Here is a 26,018-nt window from a genome sequence, read left to right as displayed (position 1 = left end):
TCGAAAGAAGCGGGGCCGCGCGGTTTGCGGCTTGTAGCTTGTAGCTGATAAGGAATCTTTTATGACCCAGAAATTCGACGTAGTGGTGATTGGTGCAGGTCCTGGCGGCTATGTGGCTGCCATCAAGGCTGCCCAACTTGGTCTGAAGACTGCCTGTATCGAGAAGTACACCGACGCCGAGGGCAAGCTGGCCCTGGGCGGCACCTGCCTGAACGTAGGTTGCATCCCCTCCAAGGCGCTGCTGGACAGCTCCTGGAAGTACAAGGAAGCCAAAGAGAGCTTCAACGTCCACGGCATCTCCACTGGCGAAGTGAAGATGGACGTGGCCGCGATGGTTGGCCGCAAGGCTGGCATCGTCAAGAACCTGACCGGCGGCGTTGCCACCCTGTTCAAGGCCAACGGCGTCACTTCGATCCAGGGCCACGGCAAGCTGCTGGCTGGCAAGAAAGTCGAAGTCACCAAGGCTGACGGCACCACCGAAGTCATCGAAGCCGAGAACGTGATTCTGGCTTCCGGTTCGCGTCCGATCGACATTCCGCCGGCTCCGGTCGACCAGAACGTCATCGTCGACTCCACCGGCGCCCTGGAATTCCAATCGGTACCCAAGCGCCTGGGCGTGATCGGTGCTGGCGTGATCGGCCTGGAGCTGGGCTCGGTATGGGCTCGCCTGGGTGCTGAAGTCACCGTCCTGGAAGCTCTGGACACCTTCCTGATGGCCGCCGACACCGCCGTGTCGAAAGAAGCCCAGAAGACCCTGACCAAGCAAGGCCTGGACATCAAGCTGGGCGCTCGCGTGACCGGCTCGAAAGTCAACGGCAACGAAGTCGAAGTGACCTACACCAACGCCGAAGGCGAGCAGAAGATCACCTTCGACAAGCTGATCGTCGCGGTCGGCCGTCGCCCGGTGACCACCGACCTGCTGGCTTCGGACAGCGGCGTGACCATCGACGAGCGTGGCTACATCTTCGTCGACGATCACTGCGCCACCAGCGTACCTGGCGTATTCGCCATCGGTGACGTGGTGCGTGGCATGATGCTGGCGCACAAGGCCTCGGAAGAGGGCATCATGGTCGTCGAGCGCATCAAGGGTCACAAGGCCCAGATGAACTACGACCTGATCCCGTCGGTTATCTACACCCACCCGGAAATCGCATGGGTCGGCAAGACCGAACAAGCCTTGAAGGCCGAGGGTGTTGAGGTTAACGTAGGCACCTTCCCGTTCGCGGCCAGCGGCCGTGCGATGGCAGCCAACGACACCGGTGGTTTCGTCAAGGTCATCGCCGATGCCAAGACCGACCGCGTACTGGGTGTGCACGTGATTGGCCCATCGGCTGCCGAACTGGTGCAGCAGGGCGCAATCGCAATGGAATTCGGCACCAGTGCCGAGGATCTGGGCATGATGGTCTTCAGCCATCCAACCCTGTCCGAAGCGTTGCATGAAGCAGCGCTGGCAGTGAATGGCGGCGCCATTCACGTGGCCAACCGTAAGAAGCGTTAATTATAAGAAACCACGGCGGACTGCCCGTCGTGAGTCTTGCGTGCATGACTCACCGCGGAACGTCCGCCGGATCGAACTACACGGGAAAAACCGGGGTTAACGGTCACAGGTGGTGCGGCGCCAGCAATGGCGCAGCGCCGAAGCGCAGTACCTAACGAAGACGGTAAAAAGCATGAATCTTCACGAGTATCAGGGTAAGCAGCTGTTCGCTGAATACGGCCTGCCAGTTTCCAAGGGTTTCGCTGTCGATACCCCTGAGCAAGCTGCAGAAGCTTGCGACAAGATCGGTGGTTCCGAGTGGGTTGTTAAGGCCCAGGTTCACGCCGGTGGTCGCGGTAAAGCGGGCGGCGTCAAGCTGGTTCGCAGCAAGGAAGACGCCAAGGCGTTCGCTGCACAGTGGTTGGGCAAGAATCTGGTCACCTACCAGACCGATGCCAACGGTCAACCCGTCTCCAAGATTCTGGTCGAATCCTGCACTGACATCGCCAAAGAGCTGTACCTGGGCGCTGTCGTAGATCGTTCGAGCCGCCGTATCGTGTTCATGGCTTCCACCGAAGGTGGCGTGGACATCGAGAAAGTCGCTCACGAAACGCCTGAGAAGATCCTCAAGGCCACCATCGACCCGCTGGTCGGCGCTCAGCCGTTCCAGGGTCGCGAGCTGGCATTCCAGCTGGGCCTGGAAGGCAAGCAAGTTCAACAGTTCGCCAAGATCTTCGTTGGCCTGGCCAAGCTGTTCAAGGATCACGACCTGGCGCTGCTGGAAGTGAACCCGCTGGTCATCAAGGCCGACGGCGACCTGCACTGCCTCGATGCCAAGATCAACATCGACGCCAACGCCATGTACCGTCAGCCCAAGCTGAAGACCTTCCACGACCCGTCCCAGGACGACGCCCGTGAAGCCCACGCTGCCAAGTTCGAACTGAACTACGTTGCCCTCGAAGGCAACATCGGCTGCATGGTCAACGGTGCCGGCCTGGCCATGGGTACCATGGACATCGTCAACCTGCACGGCGGCAAGCCAGCCAACTTCCTCGACGTAGGCGGCGGCGCCACCAAGGAGCGCGTTACCGAAGCGTTCAAGATCATTCTGTCCGACAGCAATGTCGCGGCCGTTCTGGTCAACATCTTCGGCGGCATCGTTCGCTGCGACATGATTGCCGAAGGCATCATCGGTGCAGTGAAGGAAGTCGGCGTCAAGGTTCCGGTCGTCGTTCGCCTCGAAGGCAACAACGCCGAACTGGGCGCTAAAGTACTGGCAGAAAGCGGTTTGAACATCATTGCGGCAACCAGCCTGACCGACGCTGCTCAACAAGTTGTCAAAGCTGCGGAGGGCAAGTAATGAGCGTCCTGATCAATAAAGACACCAAAGTCATCTGCCAGGGCTTCACCGGCTCGCAGGGTACTTTCCACTCCGAACAAGCCATCGCCTACGGCACCAAGATGGTCGGCGGCGTCACCCCAGGCAAGGGTGGCACCACCCACCTGGGCCTGCCGGTGTTCAACACCGTCAAGGAAGCCGTGGAAGCTACCGGCGCTGACGCTTCGGTCATCTACGTTCCGGCTCCGTTCTGCAAGGACTCGATCCTGGAAGCGGCATTCGGCGGCATCAAGCTGATCGTCTGCATCACCGAAGGCATCCCGACCCTGGACATGCTGGACGCCAAGGTCAAGTGCGACGAGCTGGGCGTTACCCTGATCGGCCCTAACTGCCCAGGTGTCATCACCCCGGGCGAGTGCAAGATCGGCATCATGCCAGGCCACATCCACCTGCCAGGCAAGGTCGGTATCGTTTCGCGTTCCGGCACCCTGACCTACGAAGCTGTGAAGCAGACCACCGACGCCGGCTTCGGCCAGTCGACCTGCGTCGGCATCGGCGGTGACCCGATCCCGGGCTCCAACTTCATCGACATCCTGAAGCTGTTCCAGGAAGACCCGAAGACCGAGGCGATCGTCATGATCGGCGAGATCGGCGGTTCGGCTGAAGAAGAAGCCGCGGCCTACATCAAGGCCCACGTGACCAAGCCAGTCGTTTCCTACATCGCCGGTGTTACTGCACCTGCGGGCAAGCGCATGGGCCACGCTGGCGCCATCATCTCCGGCGGCAAGGGCACTGCGGACGAGAAGTTCGCCGCCCTGCAGGACGCTGGTGTGAAAACCGTGCGTTCCCTGGCTGACATCGGCAAGGCCCTGGCCGAGCTGACTGGCTGGGAAGCCAAGAAGTAAGTAACACGTAATACCCCCACGCGCACAAAGGCCACCCTCGGGTGGCCTTTGTCGTTTCTGCAGCGCGCGGGTCACCAGGATTTTTCGATGGGTTTGATAGGAATTTTGAAGCAGACGAATGTGTCAATCCGAGGATAATTCCTACTGTCCACGGTCACACAGACGACAAACATGTACGCACATCGGACAAGCGTCAGCGTTGCAGTGCGTTTACCGGGTAAAACGGTTAATCTACGCGTTCACTCTGTGCCCGTACCCCAAAAGGGAACGACACGCTAAACGGGTCTGGCCTATCAAGCCGGGCAGCATTTCCCTCATCCATAGGGAAATCCCTTCTCGAATCCCGATTTCAGCAGTGTGGTACTACCCTAAATGAAAGTTTTAAAAGGCCAGGATATCCTGGCGCTTGGCTTTATGACGTTTGCGCTTTTCGTGGGCGCCGGCAACATCATCTTCCCGCCTATCGTCGGCCTGCAGTCTGGCCCGCACGTGTGGATGGCCGCACTAGGCTTCCTGGTGACCGCGGTAGGCCTGCCGGTCATCACCGTGGTCGCCCTGGCCAAGGTCGGTGGCGGCATGGATGCCCTGAGCAGCCCGATCGGCAAGTTCTTCGGCGGCCTGCTGGCGGCTGTGTGCTACCTCTCGGTCGGCCCGCTGTTCGCGACCCCGCGTACCGCGACCGTGTCGTTCGAGGTGGGCGTGGCGCCGCTGACTGGCGAAAGCCCGCTGGCCCTGTTCATCTACAGCCTGGTGTACTTCCTCGTGGTGCTGGCCGTGTCCATGTATCCGGGCAAGCTGCTCGATACCGTGGGCCGCTTCCTCGCGCCGCTGAAGATCATCGCGCTGGCGGTACTGGGCATCGCTGCCTTCGCGCTGCCGGCCGGGACCATTGGTGAAGCGCAGCCGGCCTATGCCGCCGCGGCGTTCTCCAAGGGCTTCTCCGATGGCTACCTGACCATGGACACCCTGGGTGCCCTGGTGTTCGGCATCGTCATCGTCAATGCCATCCGCTCGCGCGGCGTCGAGTCGCCCAAGCTGATCACCCGCTACGCCATCATCGCCGGCCTGATCGCCGGTGTGGGCCTGGCGCTGGTGTACATCAGCCTGTTCCGCCTGGGTGCCGGCAGCCACGACATCGCGGCCGATGCCACCAACGGTGCGGCGGTACTGCACGCTTATGTGCAGCACACCTTCGGCTCGCTTGGCAGCGGCTTCCTGGCCGTGCTGATCGCGCTGGCTTGCCTGGTGACCGCCGTAGGCTTGACCTGTGCCTGCGCCGAGTACTTCAGCCAGATCCTGCCGCTGTCGTACCGCGCGCTGGTGGTGATCCTGGCGGGCTTCTCGCTGGTGATTTCCAACCTGGGCCTGACCAAGCTGATCATGTTCTCGATCCCGGTGCTGACCGCCATCTACCCGCCTTGCATCGTGGTGGTGGGCCTGAGCTTCGTGAAGGAGCTGTGGAATTCGCCGACGCGCATCCTGGCGCCGGTGATGCTGGTATCGCTGGTGTTCGGCATCGTCGATGCGATCAAGGGCAGCACCATCGCCCATGTGCTGCCGGACTTCATGGCGCACCTGCCGCTGAGCGACCAGGGCCTGGCCTGGCTGGTGCCTTCGGTGGTGACGCTGGTGGCTGCCGTGGCCTGTGACCGCATGCTCGGCAAGCCGCGCGAAGCGCTGGCCTGATGCGTTGAAGCCTGGCGACGGCACCGGCCACAAGCCGTAGGGTGCGCGCCGCAGGCGGAAACCAGAAAACCCCGCATTCGCAAGGATGCGGGGTTTTTGTTTGCCTGTACGGGCCTCATCGCCGGCAAGCCGGCTCCCACAAGTGAGCCTCCCGAGGCCAGGCCGGGCAATGAACATTTTGTGCCGAATGTGTGTCTTTACCGACTTGCCGACGTCGAAACCCGGTTCCTATCCTTTGTGCACCTTGCCTTCGGGAAACCTGCATGAACTTCATCCAAAGCAACCTTCACAACCTGCTGGCCATCTGCTGGTTCGCGCTCTGCTGGGGCGGCTACACCCGCTATGCCATCTGGAAAGGGCGCGACACCGCGTGCCTGGCCAGCGTGTTGCACCTGTACCGCGAAGACTGGATGCGCCGCATGCTGCTGCGCGACAACCGTATCGCCGACGCCAGCGTGATCGGCAACCTCGAGCGCAATGCATCGTTCTTCGCCTCCAGCACCCTGATCATCCTGGCCGGTATCCTCACCGTGCTGGGCGCCTCGGACCGTGCGCTGTCATTGCTGGCCGACCTGCCTCTGGTGCAGCAGGCCTCCCAAGGCATGTCGGAGATCAAGTTGCTGTGCCTGGCGATGGTGTTCGTCTACGCCTTCTTCACCTTCAGCTGGTGCATGCGCCAGTACAACTTTGCAGCGGTATTGGTAGGCTCTGCGCCGATGATCGGCGAGCGCCTGGTCAATGAACTGGAGCGCAAGGCCTTTGCCTCAAGAGCCGCCCGGGTATTGTCGCTGGCGGCCAACCAGTTCAACTTGGGTTTGCGTTCCTACTATTTCGGCATGGCCATGCTGACCTGGTTCATCAGCCCCTGGTTGTTCATGGTCATGAGTGTGGGTGTGGTGCTGATTCTGTATCGCCGCGAGTTCCACTCCGATGTGCTCGAAGTGATGGTGTTCACGCCAACGGAAAGTGCACCTGCAGAGTTGGGCAAAGAAGCGACAGTCACTAACTGAAACGGTTAACCCGAAAGTTATAGGCACAAAAAAACCCGACAAAGTCGGGTTTTTTTGTACAGCGCGATTACTGCTTGGCAGGCTCGGCTGGCGCGGTTTCCGGCGCCGGAGTAGCCGGTGCGGCTTCTTCGGCGGCCTTCTGCTCGGCTTCGGCCTGATCTTTGGCGGCTTCGGCGTTTTCCTTGGCAGCGTCGTTCATTTTATCCTGAGCTTCGCCCATCTTTTCCTGGGCTTGCTCGGCGTGTTGCTGTGCGTCTTGGGCTTTGTCTTCGCTCGCTTTATCGCAAGCAGCCAGGCCCATGGCAGCGGCCAGCATCAGAGCAAAAGCAAAAGGTTTACGCATGGGGGTGTATCTCCTTGGTGGGATAAGTGACTTGTTCCTTCGAGTTCACTGCTCCGGAATAAGTTCCGCAGAGGTTACAGATATATAACGCCGCGTTCTATATAGACTTTTTATCCCTTTTATGCCGAGCGGGCAGTTGCCAGGGAAACTACCGATGAGCGATTCCAGCTTGATGGCCATGGCCGAACGATTCTTGTCGGCACTCAAACATTGCCAAGTATTGCAAATGCGCGTGACCCAGGCAGATGCCGAAGGCATGACCTTGATGATGCCCTGGTCACCCGCCATCGTCGGCAACCCGCAGACCGGTGCGGTGCATGGCGGCGCGCTGACCACGCTGATGGACACCACCTGCGGCATGGCCACGCTGTGCGTGCTGCCGCGCTTCGAGGTGTGCCCGACCCTGGATCTGCGCATCGACTACATGCACCCGGCCGAGCCGGGCAAGGCCATCTACGGCCATGCGCAGTGCTACCGGGTCACCCGCGATGTAATCTTCACCCGCGGCGCCGCCTACCATGACGACCCGAACCAGCCGATCTGCCAGGTGGTCGGCACCTTCATGCGCCTGGGCCAGGACATCAAGGGCGGCATTCGTTTCGGCAACAGCCTGAAGGAGGGCGGCGCATGATCCCCGAAGACGTCCGCCAACGCCTCAATGCGGCCCACGCCGTGGGCGACTACCAGCCATTGCTGGCCCTGATACCCTACGCCGCGCTGATCGGCATTACCTGCCAGCGCCAGGGCGACGATCTGCTGTTCTGCCTGCCGGCCAACCAGGACAACATCGGCAACCCCTTGCTGCCGGCCATCCACGGCGGCGTGATCGCAGGCTTCATGGAGCTTTCGGCAGCGCTGTACCTGCTGATCTACAGCGAGAGCGCCAGCATCCCGAAAATCATCGATTTCTCCATCGACTATCTGCGCGCCGGCCACTACCGCGACACCTACGCCCAGTGCCAGCTGTGGCGCCAGGGCCGGCGGGTGACCAACGTGGCGATCACCGCCTGGCAGGCTGACCGGCAGTCGCCGATCGCCACGGCCCGCGCGCATTTCAAGATCGAACCGGAAAAGCCCTTGAAATCATCGGGTCAGCCCCCATCTGAATGACATCCGCCGTCAACGCAGGCCGAATCGGCTGCCAGGCGCCAACTGCCATCAGATCGGAGTTTTGAAGACCATGAGTGTGGAAACACAAAAAGAAACCCTGGGCTTCCAGACCGAGGTGAAGCAACTGCTGCACCTCATGATTCATTCGCTGTACTCGAACAAGGAGATCTTCCTGCGCGAGCTGATCTCCAACGCCTCCGACGCCGCCGACAAGCTGCGTTTCGAAGCCCTGGCCAAGCCGGAGCTGTTCGAAGGCGACGCCGATCTGAAGATCCGCCTGAGCTTCGACAAGGACGCCGGCACCGTGACCCTCGAGGACAACGGCATCGGCATGAGCCGTGAAGACGTCATCGCGCACCTGGGCACCATCGCCAAGTCCGGCACCGCCGACTTCATGAAGAACCTCACCGGTGACCAGAAGAAGGATTCGCACCTGATCGGCCAGTTCGGCGTGGGCTTCTACTCGGCCTTCATCGTTGCCGACAAGGTCGACGTCTACAGCCGCCGCGCCGGCCAACCCGCCGCCGAAGGCGTGCACTGGTCGTCCAAGGGCGAGGGCGAGTTCGAAGTTGCCACCGTTGACAAGCCTGAGCGCGGCACCCGCATCGTCCTGCACCTGAAGAAGGACGAGCAGGAATTCGCCGATGGCTGGCGCCTGCGCAACGTGGTCAAGAAGTATTCCGACCACATTGCCCTGCCGATCCAGTTGCCCAAGGAGCAGGCAGCCGCCGAAGGCGAAGAGCAGCCGGCCGAGGAATGGGAAACCGTCAACCGCGCCAGCGCCCTGTGGACCCGTTCGCGTACCGAGATCAAGGACGAGGAATACCAGGAGTTCTACAAGCACATCGGCCATGACTTCGAGAACCCGCTCGCCTGGAGCCACAACAAGGTCGAAGGCAAGCTCGAGTACAGCTCGCTGCTGTACGTGCCGGCCCGTGCGCCGTTCGACCTGTACCAGCGCGAAGCGCCTCGCGGCCTGAAGCTGTACGTGCAGCGCGTGTTCATCATGGACCAGGCCGAATCGTTCCTGCCGCTGTACCTGCGCTTCATCAAGGGTGTGGTCGACTCCAACGACCTGTCGCTGAACGTCTCGCGCGAGATCCTGCAGAAAGACCCGATCATCGACTCGATGAAGACCGCGCTGACCAAACGCGTGCTGGACATGCTGGAGAAACTGGCGAAGAACGAGCCTGAGCAATACAAGGGCTTCTGGAAGAACTTTGGCCAGGTACTTAAAGAAGGCCCGGCCGAGGACTTCGCCAACAAGGAGAAGATCGCCGGCCTGCTGCGCTTCGCCTCCACCCACGATGACAGCGGCGAGCAGAGTGTTGCCCTGGCCGACTACCTGGCGCGCGCCAAGGAAGGGCAGGACAAGATCTACTACCTCACCGGCGAAACCTACGCGCAGGTCAAGAACAGCCCGCACCTGGAAGTCTTCCGCAAGAAAGGCATCGAAGTGCTGCTGCTGACCGACCGCATCGACGAGTGGCTGATGAGCTACCTCAACGAGTTCGATGGCAAGGCCTTCGTCGACGTTGCCCGTGGCGACCTGGACCTGGGCAAGCTGGACTCCGAGGAAGACAAGAAGGCCCAGGAAGAAGTCGCCAAGGAAAAAGAAGGCCTGGTCGAGCGCCTCAAAGGCGCCCTGGGTGACAGCGTTGCCGAAGTGCGCGTTTCCCACCGCCTGACCGATTCGCCGGCGATCCTCGCCATCGGCGAACAGGACCTGGGCCTGCAGATGCGCCAGATTCTCGAAGCCAGCGGGCAGAAGGTGCCGGATTCGAAGCCGATCTTCGAATTCAACCCAAGCCACCCGCTGATCGAGAAGCTCGACAACGAGCAGAGCGAAGACCGCTTCGCCGAGCTTTCGCACATTCTCTTCGACCAGGCGGCCCTGGCGGCCGGCGACAGCCTGAAGGACCCGGCGGCCTACGTTCGTCGCCTGAACAAGCTGCTGGTCGAGCTGTCTGCTTGAGTTGATGCACAGGAAAGCCCGCTTCGGCGGGCTTTTTTCATGGTGAGCTAAGGAGTGCTTGATGAGCAAGGTAATCGTCGAATCGTTGGTCTATCACCTGTCTGGCAAGACCTATGAAAGCCGCCTGGTCTACGAGCCAGGCGCGCTGCCAAAGCCCGGCCTGGTGATGGCGCCGAACTGGATGGGTATTGGCGAAGGCGCCGAGCGCATTGCCAAGGAAGTGGCCGAAAAGGGTTACGTGGTGCTGATCGCCGACCTGTATGGGCAATCGGTGCGCCCGTCCAATGCAGATGAGGCCGGTGCGGCGATGATGCCGCTGAAAAATGACCGGGCCGAGCTGCGCAAGCGCATGAACGAGGCGTTGTCGCAGTTGCTGGCGCAGTCCAAGGCGCTGCTGGAGCCGGGCAAGGTTGCCACGTTCGGCTTCTGCTTCGGCGGTTGCTGCGCCCTGGAGCTGGCCCGTACCGGCGCCGACCTGAGGGCTGCGGTGTCGTTCCATGGCACGCTGGATACCCCGAACCCGGAAGACGCCAAGCGCATCAAGGGCTCGGTGCTGGTGCTGCATGGCGCCGCCGACCCGCTGGTGCCGAAGGAGCAGCTGCCGGCGTTCGAGGAGGAGATGAACGCGGCCAAGGTGGATTGGCAGTTGCTCAGCTACGGCGGCGCGGTGCATTCGTTCACCGACCCCAACGCCAACGTGCCGGGCAAGATGCAATACGACCGCCGCACCTCGGAGCGCGCGTTCCGCTCGATGCACAACCTGCTGGCCGAAGTGTTCCAGCGCTGACGGCGCAGCCAGGCCCGCTCCCACAGATAAAGTGTTGCCCCTGATGTGGGAGCCGGCTTGCCGGCGATGGGCCGCAAAGCGGCCCTGACCTAGCGAGGCAACTCGATCCGCGAAGTCTCCCCAGGCACCACCGGCCAATCCCCCGCAGCCCACTTCACCCTGGCCCGCTCGATCAACTCCGGGTCACTGGCCACGAAGTTCCAGTTCATCCGCCGCGGCCCATCCAGCGCTGCGCCGCCGATCAGCACCAGCTGGCACTCGCCCTCGGCGTACAAGGCCACTTCTTCACCCTCTGGCAGCACCACCAGGCTGCACGCCTCGACTTCCTCGTCATCAAGCATCAGCTCACCATCGAGCACATACAGCGCACGCTGCGCGTGTTCGGCAGGCACCAGCAAGGTGGTCGCCGGTTGCATGTGCACGTGCGCGTACAGGGTAGGGGAGAGCACCGGCACCGGCGATTCCAGGCAGAACCCGCTGCCGGCGATCATGCGGATGCGCACCCCCAGGCTATCGCTGACCGGCAGGCTCGCTGCCGGGTGATGGCTGTAGCTCGGCGTGCCCTGTTCGAGCTCGCGTGGCGAGGCCAGCCATACCTGCAGCCCATGCAGGCGCGAACCGTGGGCCAGGGCGTCGGCAGGCGTGCGCTCGACGTGGGCCACGCCGCTGCCTGCGGTCATCCAGCTCACATCGCCGGGCAGCACACGTTGCTCCGAGCCGAGGCTGTCCTTGTGCACGATGGCCCCTTCGAACAGGTAGGTCAGGGTCGATAGCCCGATATGCGGGTGCTGGCGGATATCCATGCCGTGCCCGGGCGCGTAATCGGTCTCGAGCATATGGTCGAAGAACACGAACGGGCCGACGCTGCGGCACTGGGCCGAGGGCAGCGGGCGCAGGATCGGTTGGCCCTCCACCGATTCGGCACGTGGGCGGATGACCAGGGGGCGGCTCATGGTGGGCTCCAGGCGGGCGGCATTTGCCCCCAAGCATAGCGGTTTGCCGGGCGCAGCTGAACCGTGGTGCGCGGTGGCGGGTCTATGCTGCTGTATTGGCCAAAGGAAGCTGCCCATGATCGCCAAAACACTGGCTGGCATGCTGTTGTTCGCAGGGCTGTGCCAGGCGGCGCAGGCGCGTGAGTACCGCTACAGTGACGCCCACCTGCACTACGTCGACTTTTTCCAGGAAAGCGAAGGCATGCCTGCGCTGCTCAAGGCCATGGATGAGGCGGGTGTCGAGCATTCGATGATCTCGGGCATCCCGGTGGCCAAGAAGTGGCACGAGGATGAACCCAAGCGCCCGCGCTATTACGCCGGCGACGACGCCGATGCCTACTGGTACAGCGCCACCGACACCTATGTGGCGGCAGCCCTGCAGAAGCTGCCGGCTGAGCAGCGCAAACGCTTTCACCCGTTTCTCAGCGGCTTCAACCCGGTGGACAAGAACGCGGTCAGCCATATCGAGCGCATGCTCGATCTGCACCCCGGCCTGTGGCAGGGCATCGGCGAAGTCTTCACCCGCCACGACGACCTCACCGCACTGACCAGCGGCGATACCCCCCGGGCCAACAACGAGGCGATGACGCGCATCTATCACCTGGCTGCCGAGCGCGACATGCCGGTGCTGGTGCATTCCAACATCACCTCCAAGCGCGAGCGCAACCCGCTGTACCTGGCCGAGATCGAAGAGCCGCTGCGCAATCACCCGCACACCCGGTTCATCTGGGCGCATGCGGGCAGCAGCGTGGAGATTCATCGGCACCAGACGCACATGGACTTTTTGCTGCCGGTGTTGACGCGCCTGCTGGAGGATTACCCGAATTTGTATGTCGACTTGTCGTGGAGTGTGCTGGCGCCTTATCTGCTGGACGAGCAGGGCGTGCCGCGCAAGGCGTGGGTCGATCTGGTGGCGAAGTACCCCGAGCGGTTCATGCTGGGCTCGGATGTGGTGGGCAGGTTTGGCAGCCTGGGCGAGCAGATGCACGGCTTCGAGCCGTTTCTCGATGCCTTGCCCGAGGCGGTGGCGAACAAGGTAGCGCGGGATAATTTTCTGGCTGTCTTGCCCAGGCAGCGTTAGATGTTGCCTTTGCTGGCCTCATCGCTGGCAAGCCAGCTCCCACCTGTACCGCGCTGTGCTCAAGGCGCAAGCACAAAAGAAAACGCCCCGAACCAGTCGGGGCGTTTTCATTTACAGCGCCAGGGCCTTACTTGCCTTCCCAGCGCTTGAGCACCAGGGTGGCGTTGGTGCCGCCGAAGCCGAAGCTGTTGCTCATGACCGTATCGATCTTGGCGTTTTCTTCGGTCTTGCGCAGGATCGGCAGGTCGGCGACCTCCGGGTCCAGCTCGTCGATGTTGGCGGAGCCGGCGATGAAGTTGTTTTCCATCATCAGCAGGCAGTAGATCGCCTCGTGCACACCAGCGGCGCCCAGCGAGTGGCCGGACAGGCTCTTGGTCGAGCTGATCTTCGGTGCCTTGTCGCCGAACACGGCGCGCACGCCCTTCATTTCGGCAACGTCACCGACCGGGGTCGAGGTGCCGTGGGTGTTCAGGTAGTCGATCGGGGTGTCGACGGTGGACAGCGCCTGCTGCATGCAGCGGATGGCGCCTTCGCCGCTTGGGGCGACCATGTCGTAGCCGTCGGAGGTCGCGCCGTAGCCGACGATTTCGGCGTAGATCTTGGCGCCGCGGGCCAGGGCATGTTCCAGCTCCTCGACCACCACCATGCCGCCACCGCCAGCGATGACGAAGCCATCACGGTCGGCGTCGTAGGCGCGCGAGGCCAGTTCCGGGGTTTCGTTGCGCTTGGTCGACAGGGCGCCCATGGCATCGAACAGGAACGACTGGCTCCAGTGCTCTTCTTCACCGCCACCGGCGAAGACGATGTCCTGCTTGCCCCACTGGATCTGCTCCAGGGCGGTGCCGATGCAGTGCGCGGAAGTGGCGCAGGCCGAGGAGATCGAGTAGTTGATGCCCTTGATCTTGAACGGCGTGGCCAGGCACGCCGACACAGTGCTGCCCATGGTGCGGGTGACGCGGTACGGGCCGACGCGCTTGACGCCTTTCTCGCGCAGGGTGTCCAGCGCTTCCATCTGGTTCAGGGTCGAGGCGCCGCCGGAGCCAGCCACCAGGCCGGTACGCGGGTTGGAAACCTGCTCTTCGGTCAGGCCCGAGTCCTTGATCGCGTCCTGCATCGCCAGGTAGGCGTAGGCCGCGGCGTGGCCGACGAAGCGGTAGACCTTGCGGTCGATCAGTTCTTCGAGGTTGAGGTCGATGGAGCCGGAAACCTGGCTACGCAGCCCCTGTTCCTTGTATTCCGGGTTGTAACGGATACCCGGACGGCTGTTGCGCAGGTTTTCGGTGACGGTAGCTTTGTCATTGCCCAGGCACGAAACGATGCCCAGACCAGTGATAACGACGCGGCGCATGCGAATAACCCTTAGAAATTGTCAGTGGAGGTGAACACGCCGACCCGCAGGCCTTCGGCAGTGTAGATCTCGCGGCCGTCAACGCTGACCGAGCCATCGGCGATGGCCATGTTCAGCTTGCCCTTCAGGACGCGCTTGATGTGAATGTTGTAGGTGACGGTCTTGGCGGTAGGCAATACCTGGCCAAAGAACTTCACTTCGCCCGAACCCAGCGCACGGCCGCGGCCTGGCAGGCCCTGCCAGCCGAGGAAGAAGCCGACCAGCTGCCACATGGCATCGAGGCCCAGGCAGCCTGGCATTACCGGGTCGCCTTCGAAGTGGCAGGCGAAGAACCACAGGTCCGGGGTGATATCCAGCTCGGCGACCAATTCACCTTTGCCGTACTTGCCGCCTTCTTCGCTGATATGGGTGATGCGATCGACCATCAGCATGTTCGGCGCGGGCAGTTGCGCATTACCTGGGCCGAACAGCTCACCGCGACTGCAGCGCAGCAGGTCTTCCCGAGTAAAGGCGTGTTGTTTGGTCATGCGAGCTCCTCAATAACCCCCTGTGGCAGGGGATGAATCTTCCCGGCCAACCCGGCATCTCTCCGGGCGGCAGCCTACAGGTAGACTATTGCGTTGTGGTGAAAGTCACAGCGCACCTGGCGAAAGAAGTACAGGTGTGCACTGAAACGTCTATTTTCAGGGCCGGCGAAGGTCCTGTCCAGTCCTTAAGACTGCCGCACTTTAGCATTTATCGCCAGTCGCGGCTGTCCGGCCGGGTAACCAGCGTTGCAATATCCTTTGCAGGTCGGTGCGGCGGAACGGTTTGCTCAGGTAATCGTTCATGCCGGCGGCCATGCAGCGTTCGCGATCGCCCTGTAGCGCGTTGGCGGTCAGGGCGATGATCGGCAGCTGCGCGGTGCCAGGCAGCAGGCGGATGCGCCGGGTGGCCTCGTAGCCGTCCAGCTGGGGCAGGCGGCAATCCATCAGCACCGCGGAAAAACGTTGCTGGCTGACCTGCTCGACGGCCTGGAGGCCGTCGTGGGCCACGCTCACCTCCAGGCCCAGGCTGCGCAACATGGCCTCGATGACGCTTTGATTGACCGGATTGTCCTCCACCAGCAGGATGCGCTCGCCTGCGGCCATCGGCGCCGGCTCCAGGGTGCTGCCCGGCAACGCCGCAGGCGCGGGGCTGGCCAGGGCCAGGGGCATTTCCAGGGTGAAGGTCGAGCCCAGGCCCTCGCGGCTTTCGCCACGCAGCTTGCCGCCCATGCGCTCGGCCAGGGTGCGGGCGATCGACAGGCCCAGCCCGGTGCCGCCATAGCGGCGGGAAATCGAACTGTCGGCCTGCTGGAAGGCGACGAACATCATCTCCAGGCGCTCGCTGTCGATGCCGATGCCCGTGTCGCGCACGCTGCAGGTGAACCACAGTTGTTGGCGGTCGAGCACCTGCCAGCGCGCCTGCACCTGCACCTGGCCGCGCTCGGTGAACTTCAAGGCGTTGCCCACCAGGTTCAAGAGCACCTGGCGAATGCGCGTCGGGTCGCCGACCACCTGGACCTGCTCATCGCCCTCCGGCAGTTGCAGGTGCAGCTCCAGCCCGCGCTGCTGTGCGCTGTGCTGGAACGACTGCACGCTGCTGGCCACCAGCTCGCCCAGGTTGAAGTCGATGCGCTCAAGCTCCAGGGTAGTGCGCTCGATCCGCGAGAAGTCGAGGATGTCGTTGATCACCTTCAGCAGGTGCCCGGTGGATTCGCTGGCCACGGCCGTGTATTCGGCCTGCTCGCTGGTCAACTGGGTGGTTTCCAGCAGCTGCAGCATGCCCAGCACGCCATTCATGGGGGTGCGCAACTCGTGGCTCATCATTGCCAGGAATTCCGACTTGGCGCCGTTGGCCTGCTCGGCCTCCTCACGGGCCTGGATCAACTGCGCAATCGCCTGCTTCTGCTCGACGCTGGCCTGCTCCAGGGCGCTGGCCAGGTTGTTGATATGGCGCGCCAGATGGCCCAGTTCACTGTCATCGACCTCCGGCAGCGGTGCGTCGTATTCGCCTTGCTGGATGGCCTTGACCGCATGGCCCATGTCGCTGATCGGCTTGGCCAGGCTCAGCGCCAGGCGGCGCGCGAGCAAGAAGGTGAAGAGCAATGCGAACAGCGCCAGGATGCCGGCCTTGATGACGATTTCCTGCTGGCGCTGGCTGAAGGCGTCATCCGACATGCCGACGATCACCCGCCCTAGATAATCGTCGCCGATCGACGGCGGCGAGGCTTTGCCTTCCTGGAGGAAGTCGTTGTCCAGGCGAATCTGCTGCAGGCGGATCGGCGCCTGGAACACTTCGACCCGCTGCGCCCGGTTGCTGCTCTCGTCGGACTGCTCGACGTACACCAGGATATGGTTGCGGCTGTCCTGGACCTCGAGAAAGCGCACGTGGGGGATGCTCAAGGTGGCGCGCATCAACCCTTCGAGCACTTCGTTGTTGCCGGAGATCACCCCGTATTCGGAGGCCGGCGCGAGCTGGTTGGCGATCAGCTGGCCGGTGTGGTTGAGCTCCTGGCGCAGGTCCTGGATGCGCACGAAGGTAAAGAAGCTGATCAGCAGCAGGGTCAGCAGCAGCGCAGGGCCCAGGCTGATGATCTGAGTGCGGGTGTGGATGTCCCAGCTCAGGCGTTTGCTCATGGGGTGGGTTCTCCTTCGGCCAGGGCCTTGGCAGTGGCCTTCGGATCGATCGCTTCAAGGCCCAGGGCACGCGCCACCTGCTGGTTGCCGCTGACTCCGAAACGGGCCGGGTACAGGCTGCGCGGCCAGCGCGCGGGCGGGTGGTCGAGCAACTGGTCGAGTACCGCCAGCCAGTCGTCCTGGTCGCTGTAGGTGCTGGCCAGGGCGCCGGCGCGGACAAAACCTGCGTTCGGGCCGATCAGCGCCATCTGCCGGCCGTAGCTGCTGAGCAGCACGTTCTTTGCGGTCTTGGAGTTGTACAGGTCGGGGTCGTCCAGGCCCAGCAGCACGTCGCTGCTGCCCAGCAGGTGCTGCAGGGGCCGGCTGTCACGCTGGTCGGGCCAGTCCTGGGCGACGATTTCCAGGCCCAGCGGGCGCGCCGCCTGGCGCAGTTCATCGACCAGGAAGTGGCTGTGCTCGCCATACAGCACGCCGATGCGCTGGGCCTGCGGCAGCAGGTAGCGGGCCAGGCGCAACTGCCGAGCCAGCGGCGGGTCACTCCACAGCAGGGTCAGGTAGCCGGGGCGCGACTTTCCCAGGCGCTGTTCGGCCTGCACCCGGCTGATGCGCATGGCCAGGGCCGGCGGCCCGGCGTTTTCCGCCAGGCGCCAGTCCAGCGCGGCGCTGTCGAGCAGCACCAGGCGCGTGTCGGCCTTCAGCTGGCTGGGGCGCGGCAGTTCGGCGACGGTCTGGAACCGCACCTGGTCATGGCTGCGACGGCTTTCCAGGGCCGTGGCAAAGCTGCGGATGCCGGGCTGATCCTCGCCACCGACCACCAGGATCTCGCTGGCGCACAGCGAGCCTAAGGGCCAGAGACAGAACAGCAGCAGGCGCAGCAGACGGGCCATCAGAACTCCAGCTCCGCGCTCACGCTCAGGCGGTGGCGGCTGTCGTAGCGGTTCTGCACCAGGGTGGTGGGTTCATCGTCCAGGCGCTGTTGCCACAGCGCGGCCAGCTCCAGGTTGCTGCCCTGGATGCGAAAGCGCTTGGCCACGCGCAGGTCGAGGCGCTCGTAGCGGTACTGGTTGAGCGCATCGTCGCCATAGTAGAACAGCGCGCTCGACCAGCCCTGGCCCCATTCGCGCAGCCAGCCGGCCGAGCCGCTGTTGCGGGCGGTGTTGGCGCTGTCGGCGGGGTTGCTGGCCCAGGCGTCGACATAGGCATAGGTCAGGCGCAGGCGGTCGCGGCGGGTGGCGCGCCAATCGAACTGCGCTTCGCTGCCACTGAAGCGGGCCTTGTTGGCATTGCTGGCGATGTACTGGTTGTTGCGCAAAGGCTCGCTGATCATTCCGGTGATCTCGTCGTAGAACAGCTTCACATCCATGTTCAGGTCGATGTCGCTGAACTGGCCGTTGTAGCCCAGTTCGCGCGAGCGCATGCGCTCCTGCTCGAGGTCGCCCGGGCCGCGGGTCTTGACGAAGTATTCGCCGTGCTGCTGGCCGAAGGCGTTGGGGGTCAGGTTCTTGACCGTGTAGCTCCAGTTGACGTTGTTCTCGAACATGTCGGGCGAGCGCACCGCCTCGGAATACACCGCGCGCAAGCCGTGGCGCGGGGTGATCAGGTAGTTCACCGCCATGCGCGGGGTCAGCGAGCTGCCGGACAGCTTCGAGTCTTCGAACATCGCACCGCCCTGCAGGATCCAGTGCTCGTCGGCGCGCCACTCGAGCTGGCCGAACAGGCGCCAGGTCTGGTCGTCGAGGCTGCCGTCGAAGTAGGTCTGCGAGTCGGCGCGATCGTAGCGGTAGTTCATGCCGCTGAGCAGGCGCAGGCTGTCGGTAAGGCTCAGGGTGTCCTGGATTTCCAGGTCGTAGCGGGTTTCCCGGGTGCTCTGGTCGACATCGCCGCAAACCACGTTGCTGCCGCCCTGGTTGTTCCACTGGTTCTTGATCGCATCGACCAGCGCCTGCTCTTCGGGGTTGCTGCTGCTGGGCGGGTTGTTGGCGCCGCGTGCAACCAGCTCGGCGAAATTCGGGTTCAGCTGCCACAGCCGGGTCAGCTCCGGGCTGAACGACAGCGCCGCGTCGCAGGCGCGCCAGACCTGCTGGCGGTCGAAATGCTGCGCCGAGCCCTGCACATAGAGGCTGTGCTCGGGGTTGAAGTCGATGTTCCAGCGCACGGAGCCGGCGTAATCCTTGGCATTGACGTCGGCGTTGTCGCCGCTCTCGGTGACGAAGGGGAACACCGGCTGGTAGGTGTAGGGCCGCTGGTTGCTGCCTTCCTTGGCCGCCAGCTGCCATTCCAGGGTCTGGTTCGGCGCCAGGGTATGGCTGACGCTGAGGTTGAAGCGGTTCGCCCGGCGGCTGTCGCGGTAGTTCTGGCCGAACTGGTTTTCATCGAAACCGTCGTCCTTCTGGCCCGACACCGAAAGGCGCAGGTCGCCGCCGTCCCAGCCCAGGCCGTGGCTGAGGTAGTAGTCGTCGATGCCGTCCTGGCCGCGGGTCAGCTTCATGCGCGTGCCGTGGCTGTCGGCCGGGTTGCGGGTGAGGATGTTGACCACCGCCATCAGCGCGTTGGCGCCGTAGCTGACGGTGTTGGGGCCGCGGAACACCTCGATGCGCTCGATATCCTCCAGCGCCACCGGGATGTCGCTCCAGTCCACCGTGGCCAGGCCCGCGCGGTACACCGAGCGGCCATCGATCAACACCTGCATGCGCCGCGCTTCGTTGACGTTGGTGCCGTGATAGTTGACGGTCGGCTGGTTGCCGGCGCCATAGCCGATCATCATGCCCGGTACCAGGCGCAGCAGCTCCGGGATGTCGCGGGCACCGCTGGCACGGATCAGTTCGCTGTCGAGCACGGTCATGCTGCCGGGCACCGCTGCCGGGGATTGTTTGAGCCGCGTGGCGGTCAGAACCTGCGGCAGGTCGGTGTTGTCGATGAACAGATCGTCGGCCATGGCCGGGCCGCCGAGCAAGGCGGTGAGCAGCAGCAGGCGAGGGTAGGGAGGCGTGCCAGGAAACACGATACGGCCTTGTATCAGGGTTGAAACACGCATGTTAACTGACCGGTGCGGTTTTGCCAGTGATCTACCGCATGGCCACTGGCTCTGGCGCAGGCGCGCCGTATAATGGCGGGGTCGCCACTTAACTTATGGCTTTAACGGATTGAATATGACTGAACAGCAACCTGTTGCAGTTCTGGGAGGCGGCAGCTTCGGCACCGCCGTGGCGAACCTGCTGGCCGAGAACGGTGTGCCGGTGCGCCAATGGATGCGCGACCCCGAGCAGGCCGAGGCGATGCGCGTCAACCGCGAGAACCCGCGGTACCTCAAGGGTATCCGCCTGCACGATGGTGTCGAGCCGGTCAACGACCTGCTGGCGACCTTGCAGGCCTGCGACCTGGTTTTCGTTGCCCTGCCATCGAGCGCCCTGCGCAGCGTGCTGGCCCCGCATGCCGAGCTTTTGCGGGGCAAATGCCTGGTCAGCCTGACCAAGGGCATCGAGGCGCAGAGCTTCAAGCTGATGAGCCAGATTCTCGAGGAGATCGCGCCCCAGGCCCGAATCGGTGTGCTGTCGGGCCCGAACCTGGCGCGCGAGATCGCCGAGCACGCGCTGACCGCCACCGTGGTCGCCAGTGAAGACGAAGCACTGTGCCAGCGCGTGCAGGCCGTGCTGCACGGGCGCACCTTCCGCGTCTACGCCAGTGCCGACCGCTTCGGCGTCGAGCTGGGCGGTGCGCTGAAGAACGTCTACGCGATCATCGCCGGCATGGCCGTTGCCCTGGATATGGGCGAGAACACCAAGAGCATGCTGATCACCCGCGCGCTGGCCGAAATGACCCGCTTTGCCGTGAGCCAGGGTGCCAACCCGATGACGTTCCTCGGCCTGGCCGGGGTCGGCGACCTGATCGTCACCTGCTCCTCGCCCAAGAGCCGCAACTACCAGGTCGGCCACGCGCTGGGCCAGGGCTTGAGCCTGGAAGAGGCGGTCAACCGCCTGGGCGAGGTGGCCGAGGGGGTCAACACCCTCAAGGTGCTCAAGGCCAAGGCCGAGCAAGTGCAGGTGTACATGCCGCTGGTGGCCGGCCTGCACGCCATCCTCTTCGAAGGCCGCACGCTCAACCAGGTCATCGAGCGCCTGATGCGTGCCGAGCCCAAGACCGACGTCGACTTCATTTCCACCAGCGGTTTCAACTGAGCCGCCGACACTGAGCAAGGAGCAAGACATGAACGATACCCCCGAGCGCGCCCAGCGCGAGTCGATCATCCTGCGCGTGCTGTGGATGCTGGTGTTCCTGGTGGTCTGGCAACTGGCCGAGCTGCTGCTGGGTGGCCTGGTGCTGGTGCAGCTGATCTACCGGCTGGTCTACGGCGCGCCCAGCGCCAGCCTGATGAACTTTGGCGACAGCCTCAGCCAGTACCTGGCGCAGATCGGCCGCTTCGGCACCTTCCACACCGACAACAAGCCTTGGCCGTTCGCCGACTGGCCGGCGCCGCGTGCCCCCGAAGGCGAAACCCCGCACGCCGTGGCCCCGGCGCCACACCCGGCACGCGACGAGGAGCCCAAGCTGTGAAGCTGTGGGTTCTGCGCCACGGTGAAGCGGAGCCGCGGGCCAACACCGACGCCGAGCGGCGGCTCACCGCCCATGGCCGCGAGCAGGTGCTGCACAGCGCCGCGCGGCTGCTCGGGCAACCGCTGCAGGCGATCATCGCCAGCCCCTACGTGCGCGCCCAGCAGACCGCAGCGCTGGTGCACGACACCCTGGGCTTCGCCGAACCGGTGCGCACCGTGCCCTGGCTGACCCCCGAAAGCAGCGTGCAGCAGGCCATCGGCGAGATCGAACGGCTGGGCCTGGAGCATGTTTTGCTGGTCAGCCACCAACCGCTGGTCGGGACGTTGGTGGGCATGCTCGAGCATGGCCACGGCCAGCAACCGGCCGCCATGAGCACTGCAAGCCTTGCAGAGCTTGAGGGAGACTGGCCGTTGGCAGGCCTGATGACCCTGCGGGCGATCAGTTCGCCTCACTGATCCACGGCAACTGGCATTTTTGTCAGTTGCCGGGGCATTGGATCCATTGCTAGCGTTGCATCCGGATCGATCAGTGGCTGAACCTGCCAGGGAGTGTTGTATGAGTGGTCTGATGGCAGAACTGATACGTTCGCTGGACCTGCAGCCCACGCTGGAAAAACTCAACGAAGGCGAGGTACTGGACTATGCCCAGTACAGCCTGTTGCGCGAATCGGCCGACGCCAAGCTGTATCACCTGCTGGGCAAGGTGCGCAGCGCAGGGCCCGAACAGGCCAGCAACCTGCAGGGCGAGGAAGAACTGCGCAAGCTCCAGGACGCCTGCCTGCGGGTTTCCCACCTGCTGCAGGCCAGCTGCCTGGCGCTGCGGCGCCTGCAGCTCGACTACCAGGACCAGCGCCTGGCCCGCGAGGCGCTGGAAGGGCAACTGGCCTACATGCAGGCCTGCCTGCAGCGCTCGTTGGCCAGTTTCGACAACAACCCCTGACCTGAACGCCCTTGGCGATGACCTTTCCGGACGTTGCCGTGCGGCGGCAGGATGCCGACAATAGGCCATCATTCCTCGGTCCGGACCAGGCGCCATGTCGCAGCAGATCTTCTTCGCCCATGCCAACGGTTTTCCCTCGGCCACCTACGGCAAGCTGTTCGCTGCCCTGGCGCCGGACTACCAAGTCAGCCACCTGGCCCAGCACGCCCACGACCCGCGCTTCCCGGTCAACGAAAACTGGCAGAACCTGGTGGATGAACTGCTGCACCACCTGGCCAGCCAGGAAGCCCCGGTGTGGGGCGTGGGCCATTCCCTGGGCGGCGTGCTGCACCTGCATGCGGCCTTGCGTTGCCCACAGTACTACCGCGGCGTGGTGATGCTGGATTCGCCGGTGCTGACCCGCGCCGACCAGTGGCTGCTGCGCACCGCCAAGCGCTTTGGCTTCATCGACCGCATCACCCCGGCAGGGCGCACCCTGGGCCGGCGCGAGGCCTTCAGCGACCGCGACAGCGCGCGGGACTACTTCGCCAGCAAAAGCCTGTTCCGCCATTTCGACCCCGAATGCCTCGAAGCCTATCTGCAACATGGCCTGGAGGAGGGCGAGCAGGGCCTGCGCCTGCGCTTCGACCCGGCCACCGAAATCAGCATCTACCGCAGCATCCCCCACGCCAGCCCAGCCCCCGCGCGGCAACTGCAGGTGCCGCTGGCGATGGTGCGCGGCGATCGCAGCAATGTGATCCGCCACCATCACACCCTGGCCGTGCGCGGCATGCCCAGGGGCGAATACCACAGTGTGCCCGGCGGCCACATGTTCCCGCTGGAGCGCCCGACCGATACCGCCAGCCTGATCAAGGGCCTGTTCGACCGCTGGAGCCAGGCGTGAGCGCGCAGGTCGAGGAAGTGCGCCTGAGCCTGGGCCATATCGAACTGGCCGCGCACCTGTTCGGCCCGCAGGACGGCCTGCCGGTGATCGCCCTGCATGGCTGGCTGGACAATGCCAACAGCTTCGCCCGCCTGGCGCCGCAACTCAAAGGCCTGCGCATCGTCGCCCTGGACCTTGCCGGGCACGGTTACTCCGAACACCGCCCGCCAGGCGCAGGCTACGCCCTGGCCGACTATGCCCACGACGTGCTGCGGGTGGCCGAACAGCTGGGCTGGCAGCGCTTTGCCCTGCTGGGGCATTCGCTGGGGGCGATCATCTCGCTGCAACTGGCCAGTGCCTTGCCTGATCGGGTCAGCCACCTGGCGCTGATCGACGGCGTCATCCCGCCCACCGGCGCCGAACAGGACGCCGGCGAGCGCTTGGGGATGGCCCTGCAGGCCCAGCTGCGCCTGGATGGCAAGCGCAAGTCGGTGTACCCGAGCCTGGAACAGGGCGTGCAGGCACGAATGAAAGGCATGGTCGCCGTCAGCCGCGAGGCCGCCGAGCTGCTGGCCCAGCGCGGGCTGATGCCCGTGCCCGGCGGATACAGCTGGCGCAGCGACAGCCGCCTGACCTTGCCCTCGCCGGTGCGCCTGAGCCAGGCCCAGGCGATGGCCCATGTGCGCCGCGTCGCATGCCCGGCCTGCCTGGTGGTGGCCGCCGACGGCATGCTGGCGCGCCACACCGAACTGCTGGAGCAGCTACCCTTCGAGCAAGTGGTGTTGCCCGGCGGGCATCACCTGCACCTGAACGACGAACAGGGTGCGGCCCTTGTCGCAGACTGTTTCAATCGCTTCTTTGGCTTTGCTTGACTTGCACCGGACAAGTGTCGAGGCTTGGCGGGTTGAACAGGGAGACAACCATGTACATGCCAGACATCCATCAACTTTTCACCGGCGCCGCGTGCGGCATGGGTGGCCGATGAGCATTCGAGTTCTCGTTGCCGGCTGCCTGGGGCTCGCCAGCCCGTTGTTGTGGGCCGGCAGCCTGCCAGTGCCGGTGGATGCCAAGGTGGTCGACCAGCGCCCGGCCGTGGAGCAGGAGCGCATCTACCCGATGGGCCCGCTGCGCAAGATCAGCGGCCGCCTGCGCGTCGACGACAAGGTCGAGAGCCGCGGCCAGGTCAGCTCGGTGACCTACGAGCTGCCGGTCGAGCGTACCGCGCGCGAAGCCTTTACCAGCGCCCGCGAGGAACTGCAGCACGACGGCGGCTACCCGCTGTTCTGGTGCCAGGGCCGCGACTGCGGCGAAGCCAGCCTGTGGGCCAACGATGTGTTCGGCAACGCACGCCTCAATGGCGGCGACGAGCAGCAGGCATTCATCCTCCTGCGCCGCTCCGCCGAAGAGGCCGACACCCTGGTTGCGCTGTACAGCGTCACCCGCGGCAACCGCCGCGCCTACCTGCACGTCGAAGAGTTCGTGGCCGGCAGCCCGCTCGGCGACTTGCTGCCCACGGCCGCCACCGTGCTGCGCGAAATGCGCGACACTGGCAAGCTCGACTACCCTGACCTGAGCGCGCCACAGCCGGCCTGGGTCGGCTTGCTCAGCCGCAGCCTGAACCTTGACAGCACCCTGCGTGCCAGCCTCAGCGGCGAACAGGCCGAAAGCTGGCGCGAGCAACTGGTCAAGGCCGGGGTGCGCAGCAACCGCCTCGAAGTCGGCAGCGCTCCTACCGATGGCCTGCACCTGGAACTGATCCGTTGAACGAGTGCCACCATGGCCAACCATGACCGCCTGTTGGTCCAGATCGTATTGCTGGCATTGCTCGGTGCCGCGTTGTGGGTGATGGCGCCTTTCATTTCAGCCTTGTTGTGGGGCGCCATCCTGGCCTTTGCCAGCTGGCCATTGATGCGCCTGCTGACGCGGGTGCTCGGCGGGCGCGAAACCCTGGCCGCGAGCCTGCTGACCAGCGCCTGGATCCTGATCGTGGCGTTGCCGCTGGTGTGGCTGGGGTTCAACCTGGCCGACCACATCCGCGACGCGACGGCATTCGTGCGTGACGTGCAGGTCGGTGGCCTGCCCGAGGCGCCGGACTGGCTGGGCAGCGTGCCCCTGGTGGGTGAGCGCCTGGTCCGCTGGTGGCAATCGATGGACCAGCAAGGCGCCGCGCTGATGGCTTCGGTCAAGCCGTACCTGGGCCAGGTGGGCAACTGGCTGCTGGCGCGCAGTGCGCAGATCGGCAGCGGGATGCTGGAATTGTCCCTGAGTCTGGTGTTCGTGTTCTTCTTCTACCGTGACGGCCCGCGCCTGGCGGCGTTCGTGCTGCGCCTGCTACAGCGGCTGGCGGGTGATCGCGCCGAGTATTACCTGGAGTTGGTGGCAGGCACCGTGCAGCGGGTGGTCAACGGCGTGATCGGCACCGCCGCGGCCCAGGCGCTGCTGGCGCTGATCGGCTTCGTGATCGCCGGTGTACCCGGCGCCATCGTGCTGGGCCTGGTGACGTTCATGCTGAGCCTGATCCCCATGGGGCCGCCGCTGGCCTGGATCCCCGCGACCGCTTGGCTGGTGTGGAAGGGGGAGTACGGGATGGCGGTGTTCCTGGGTATCTGGGGCACCTTCGTCATCAGCGGCGTGGACAACGTACTCAAGCCTTACCTGATCAGCCGCGGCGGCAATTTGCCGTTGGTGATCGTGCTGCTCGGTGTGTTCGGTGGCCTGATTGCCTTTGGCTTCATTGGCTTGTTCATCGGGCCGACCTTGCTGGCAGTGGGCTACAGCCTGCTGCTGGACTGGAGCCGCAACGCGGGGCAGCAGACGCCGCAGCGCTAGCCTGCACCGGCCCCATCGTCGGCAAGCCGGCTCCCACAGGCCCTGAGCCGAACCTTGTGGGAGCCGGCTTGCCGGCGATGAGGCCGGTAAAACCACCGCAAAACCCAAATCTTTACGCTTTCTT

The 26,018-nt window shown here is 64.1% G+C and carries 25 protein-coding genes; 18 read left to right on the top strand and 7 right to left on the bottom strand.

Annotated features, from left to right (window positions below):
• Positions 1 to 61: 61 nt before the first annotated feature.
• The 5 genes from lpdA (at position 62) to L6D75_RS06575 (ending at position 6,417) form a co-directional block, all read left to right on the top strand.
• Positions 62 to 1,498: a dihydrolipoyl dehydrogenase gene (lpdA, locus tag L6D75_RS06595; RefSeq protein WP_176516603.1), complete on the top strand. Its 1,437-nt coding sequence runs from the start codon at positions 62 to 64 to the stop codon at positions 1,496 to 1,498.
• A 172-nt stretch (positions 1,499 to 1,670) separates the two neighbouring features.
• The gene (sucC, locus tag L6D75_RS06590; protein ID WP_011534748.1) at positions 1,671 to 2,837 is read left to right on the top strand and encodes an ADP-forming succinate--CoA ligase subunit beta; all 1,167 of its coding nucleotides are present in this window, start codon (positions 1,671 to 1,673) and stop codon (positions 2,835 to 2,837) included.
• Positions 2,837 to 3,721, top strand: coding sequence for a succinate--CoA ligase subunit alpha (gene sucD, locus L6D75_RS06585; RefSeq protein WP_003254203.1), 885 nt, complete (start codon positions 2,837 to 2,839; stop codon positions 3,719 to 3,721). Before sucC ends, sucD begins: the two co-directional genes overlap by 1 nt.
• Before the next feature lie 372 nt (positions 3,722 to 4,093).
• A complete protein-coding gene (gene brnQ, locus L6D75_RS06580) occupies positions 4,094 to 5,407 on the top strand; it encodes a branched-chain amino acid transport system II carrier protein (protein WP_176516601.1) in 1,314 nt (437 codons plus the stop codon).
• Between the two features lie 263 nt (positions 5,408 to 5,670).
• Positions 5,671 to 6,417 carry a DUF599 domain-containing protein gene (locus L6D75_RS06575; RefSeq protein WP_176516598.1) on the top strand — a complete coding sequence of 249 codons (747 nt, stop codon included), beginning with the start codon at positions 5,671 to 5,673 and terminating at the stop codon, positions 6,415 to 6,417.
• Positions 6,418 to 6,484: 67 nt separating this feature from the next.
• On the opposite strand, the gene L6D75_RS06570 is transcribed toward L6D75_RS06575, so the two are convergent.
• Positions 6,485 to 6,760 carry a hypothetical protein gene (locus L6D75_RS06570; RefSeq protein WP_079229000.1) on the bottom strand — a complete coding sequence of 92 codons (276 nt, stop codon included), beginning with the start codon at positions 6,758 to 6,760 and terminating at the stop codon, positions 6,485 to 6,487.
• Positions 6,761 to 6,914: 154 nt separating this feature from the next.
• Here L6D75_RS06570 and L6D75_RS06565 point away from each other — a divergent pair, with 154 nt between their 5' ends.
• The 4 genes from L6D75_RS06565 to L6D75_RS06550 all read left to right on the top strand — a co-directional run bounded on the left by L6D75_RS06565 (position 6,915) and on the right by L6D75_RS06550 (position 10,632).
• On the top strand, positions 6,915 to 7,391 hold the full coding sequence (locus tag L6D75_RS06565; protein ID WP_176516596.1) for a PaaI family thioesterase: 477 nt from the start codon (positions 6,915 to 6,917) through the stop codon (positions 7,389 to 7,391).
• Positions 7,388 to 7,870 (top strand): PaaI family thioesterase, encoded by a 483-nt coding sequence (locus L6D75_RS06560; RefSeq protein ID WP_176516594.1) that lies wholly within the window; start codon positions 7,388 to 7,390, stop codon positions 7,868 to 7,870. Before L6D75_RS06565 ends, L6D75_RS06560 begins: the two co-directional genes overlap by 4 nt.
• A 70-nt stretch (positions 7,871 to 7,940) precedes the next feature.
• Positions 7,941 to 9,845 carry a molecular chaperone HtpG gene (htpG, locus tag L6D75_RS06555; protein WP_176516591.1) on the top strand — a complete coding sequence of 635 codons (1,905 nt, stop codon included), beginning with the start codon at positions 7,941 to 7,943 and terminating at the stop codon, positions 9,843 to 9,845.
• A gap of 61 nt (positions 9,846 to 9,906) precedes the next feature.
• Positions 9,907 to 10,632 (top strand): dienelactone hydrolase family protein, encoded by a 726-nt coding sequence (locus tag L6D75_RS06550; RefSeq protein WP_176516589.1) that lies wholly within the window; start codon positions 9,907 to 9,909, stop codon positions 10,630 to 10,632.
• A gap of 89 nt (positions 10,633 to 10,721) precedes the next feature.
• Here the strand turns inward: L6D75_RS06550 and L6D75_RS06545 are convergent, their stop codons facing one another.
• Positions 10,722 to 11,585 carry a pirin family protein gene (locus tag L6D75_RS06545; RefSeq protein WP_176516587.1) on the bottom strand — a complete coding sequence of 288 codons (864 nt, stop codon included), beginning with the start codon at positions 11,583 to 11,585 and terminating at the stop codon, positions 10,722 to 10,724.
• Between the two features lie 115 nt (positions 11,586 to 11,700).
• Between L6D75_RS06545 and L6D75_RS06540 the strand changes: the two genes are divergently transcribed.
• Positions 11,701 to 12,705, top strand: a complete 1,005-nt coding sequence (locus L6D75_RS06540; protein ID WP_176516584.1) for an amidohydrolase family protein — start codon at positions 11,701 to 11,703, stop codon at positions 12,703 to 12,705.
• 127 nt (positions 12,706 to 12,832) lie between these two features.
• On the opposite strand, the gene fabB is transcribed toward L6D75_RS06540, so the two are convergent.
• The 5 genes from fabB to L6D75_RS06515 form a co-directional block, all read right to left on the bottom strand.
• Positions 12,833 to 14,053, bottom strand: a complete 1,221-nt coding sequence (fabB, locus tag L6D75_RS06535) for a beta-ketoacyl-ACP synthase I (RefSeq protein WP_176516582.1) — start codon at positions 14,051 to 14,053, stop codon at positions 12,833 to 12,835.
• Positions 14,054 to 14,064: 11 nt separating this feature from the next.
• Entirely contained in the window at positions 14,065 to 14,580 is a 516-nt protein-coding gene (fabA, locus tag L6D75_RS06530) for a 3-hydroxyacyl-[acyl-carrier-protein] dehydratase FabA (protein ID WP_054899906.1), read from the bottom strand.
• Between the two features lie 201 nt (positions 14,581 to 14,781).
• Positions 14,782 to 16,713: an ATP-binding protein gene (locus tag L6D75_RS06525; protein WP_176516581.1), complete on the bottom strand. Its 1,932-nt coding sequence runs from the start codon at positions 16,711 to 16,713 to the stop codon at positions 14,782 to 14,784.
• Positions 16,710 to 17,600 carry an ABC transporter substrate-binding protein gene (locus tag L6D75_RS06520; RefSeq protein ID WP_176516579.1) on the bottom strand — a complete coding sequence of 297 codons (891 nt, stop codon included), beginning with the start codon at positions 17,598 to 17,600 and terminating at the stop codon, positions 16,710 to 16,712. The genes L6D75_RS06525 and L6D75_RS06520 overlap by 4 nt, the downstream gene beginning before the upstream one ends.
• A complete protein-coding gene (locus tag L6D75_RS06515) occupies positions 17,600 to 19,747 on the bottom strand; it encodes a TonB-dependent receptor plug domain-containing protein (RefSeq protein ID WP_176516577.1) in 2,148 nt (715 codons plus the stop codon). Before L6D75_RS06515 ends, L6D75_RS06520 begins: the two co-directional genes overlap by 1 nt.
• Positions 19,748 to 19,862: 115 nt before the next feature.
• On the opposite strand from L6D75_RS06515, the gene L6D75_RS06510 reads away from it, so the two are divergent.
• The 8 genes from L6D75_RS06510 to L6D75_RS06475 all read left to right on the top strand — a co-directional run bounded on the left by L6D75_RS06510 (position 19,863) and on the right by L6D75_RS06475 (position 25,894).
• On the top strand, positions 19,863 to 20,888 hold the full coding sequence (locus L6D75_RS06510) for an NAD(P)H-dependent glycerol-3-phosphate dehydrogenase (protein ID WP_176516575.1): 1,026 nt from the start codon (positions 19,863 to 19,865) through the stop codon (positions 20,886 to 20,888).
• Between the two features lie 28 nt (positions 20,889 to 20,916).
• Entirely contained in the window at positions 20,917 to 21,264 is a 348-nt protein-coding gene (locus L6D75_RS06505) for a DUF4389 domain-containing protein (protein ID WP_176516573.1), read from the top strand.
• Positions 21,261 to 21,719 carry a phosphohistidine phosphatase SixA gene (gene sixA, locus L6D75_RS06500; RefSeq protein ID WP_176516571.1) on the top strand — a complete coding sequence of 153 codons (459 nt, stop codon included), beginning with the start codon at positions 21,261 to 21,263 and terminating at the stop codon, positions 21,717 to 21,719. The genes L6D75_RS06505 and sixA overlap by 4 nt, the downstream gene beginning before the upstream one ends.
• A 112-nt stretch (positions 21,720 to 21,831) precedes the next feature.
• Positions 21,832 to 22,203 carry a hypothetical protein gene (locus tag L6D75_RS06495; protein WP_176516569.1) on the top strand — a complete coding sequence of 124 codons (372 nt, stop codon included), beginning with the start codon at positions 21,832 to 21,834 and terminating at the stop codon, positions 22,201 to 22,203.
• 94 nt (positions 22,204 to 22,297) lie between these two features.
• On the top strand, positions 22,298 to 23,086 hold the full coding sequence (locus L6D75_RS06490) for an alpha/beta fold hydrolase (RefSeq protein WP_176516567.1): 789 nt from the start codon (positions 22,298 to 22,300) through the stop codon (positions 23,084 to 23,086).
• Entirely contained in the window at positions 23,083 to 23,937 is an 855-nt protein-coding gene (locus tag L6D75_RS06485; protein WP_176516566.1) for an alpha/beta hydrolase, read from the top strand. The genes L6D75_RS06490 and L6D75_RS06485 overlap by 4 nt, the downstream gene beginning before the upstream one ends.
• A 109-nt stretch (positions 23,938 to 24,046) precedes the next feature.
• Positions 24,047 to 24,829: a DUF4892 domain-containing protein gene (locus tag L6D75_RS06480; RefSeq protein ID WP_176516564.1), complete on the top strand. Its 783-nt coding sequence runs from the start codon at positions 24,047 to 24,049 to the stop codon at positions 24,827 to 24,829.
• Between the two features lie 12 nt (positions 24,830 to 24,841).
• Entirely contained in the window at positions 24,842 to 25,894 is a 1,053-nt protein-coding gene (locus L6D75_RS06475; RefSeq protein WP_176516562.1) for an AI-2E family transporter, read from the top strand.
• The last annotated feature ends 124 nt before the right edge of the window (positions 25,895 to 26,018 follow it).

This window comes from Pseudomonas faucium (genome assembly GCF_021602585.1).
GTDB lineage: Bacteria > Pseudomonadota > Gammaproteobacteria > Pseudomonadales > Pseudomonadaceae > Aquipseudomonas > Aquipseudomonas faucium.
The sequence above is the reverse complement of the archived record's forward strand: the minus strand, read 5'-3'. Positions and strand labels throughout refer to the sequence as shown.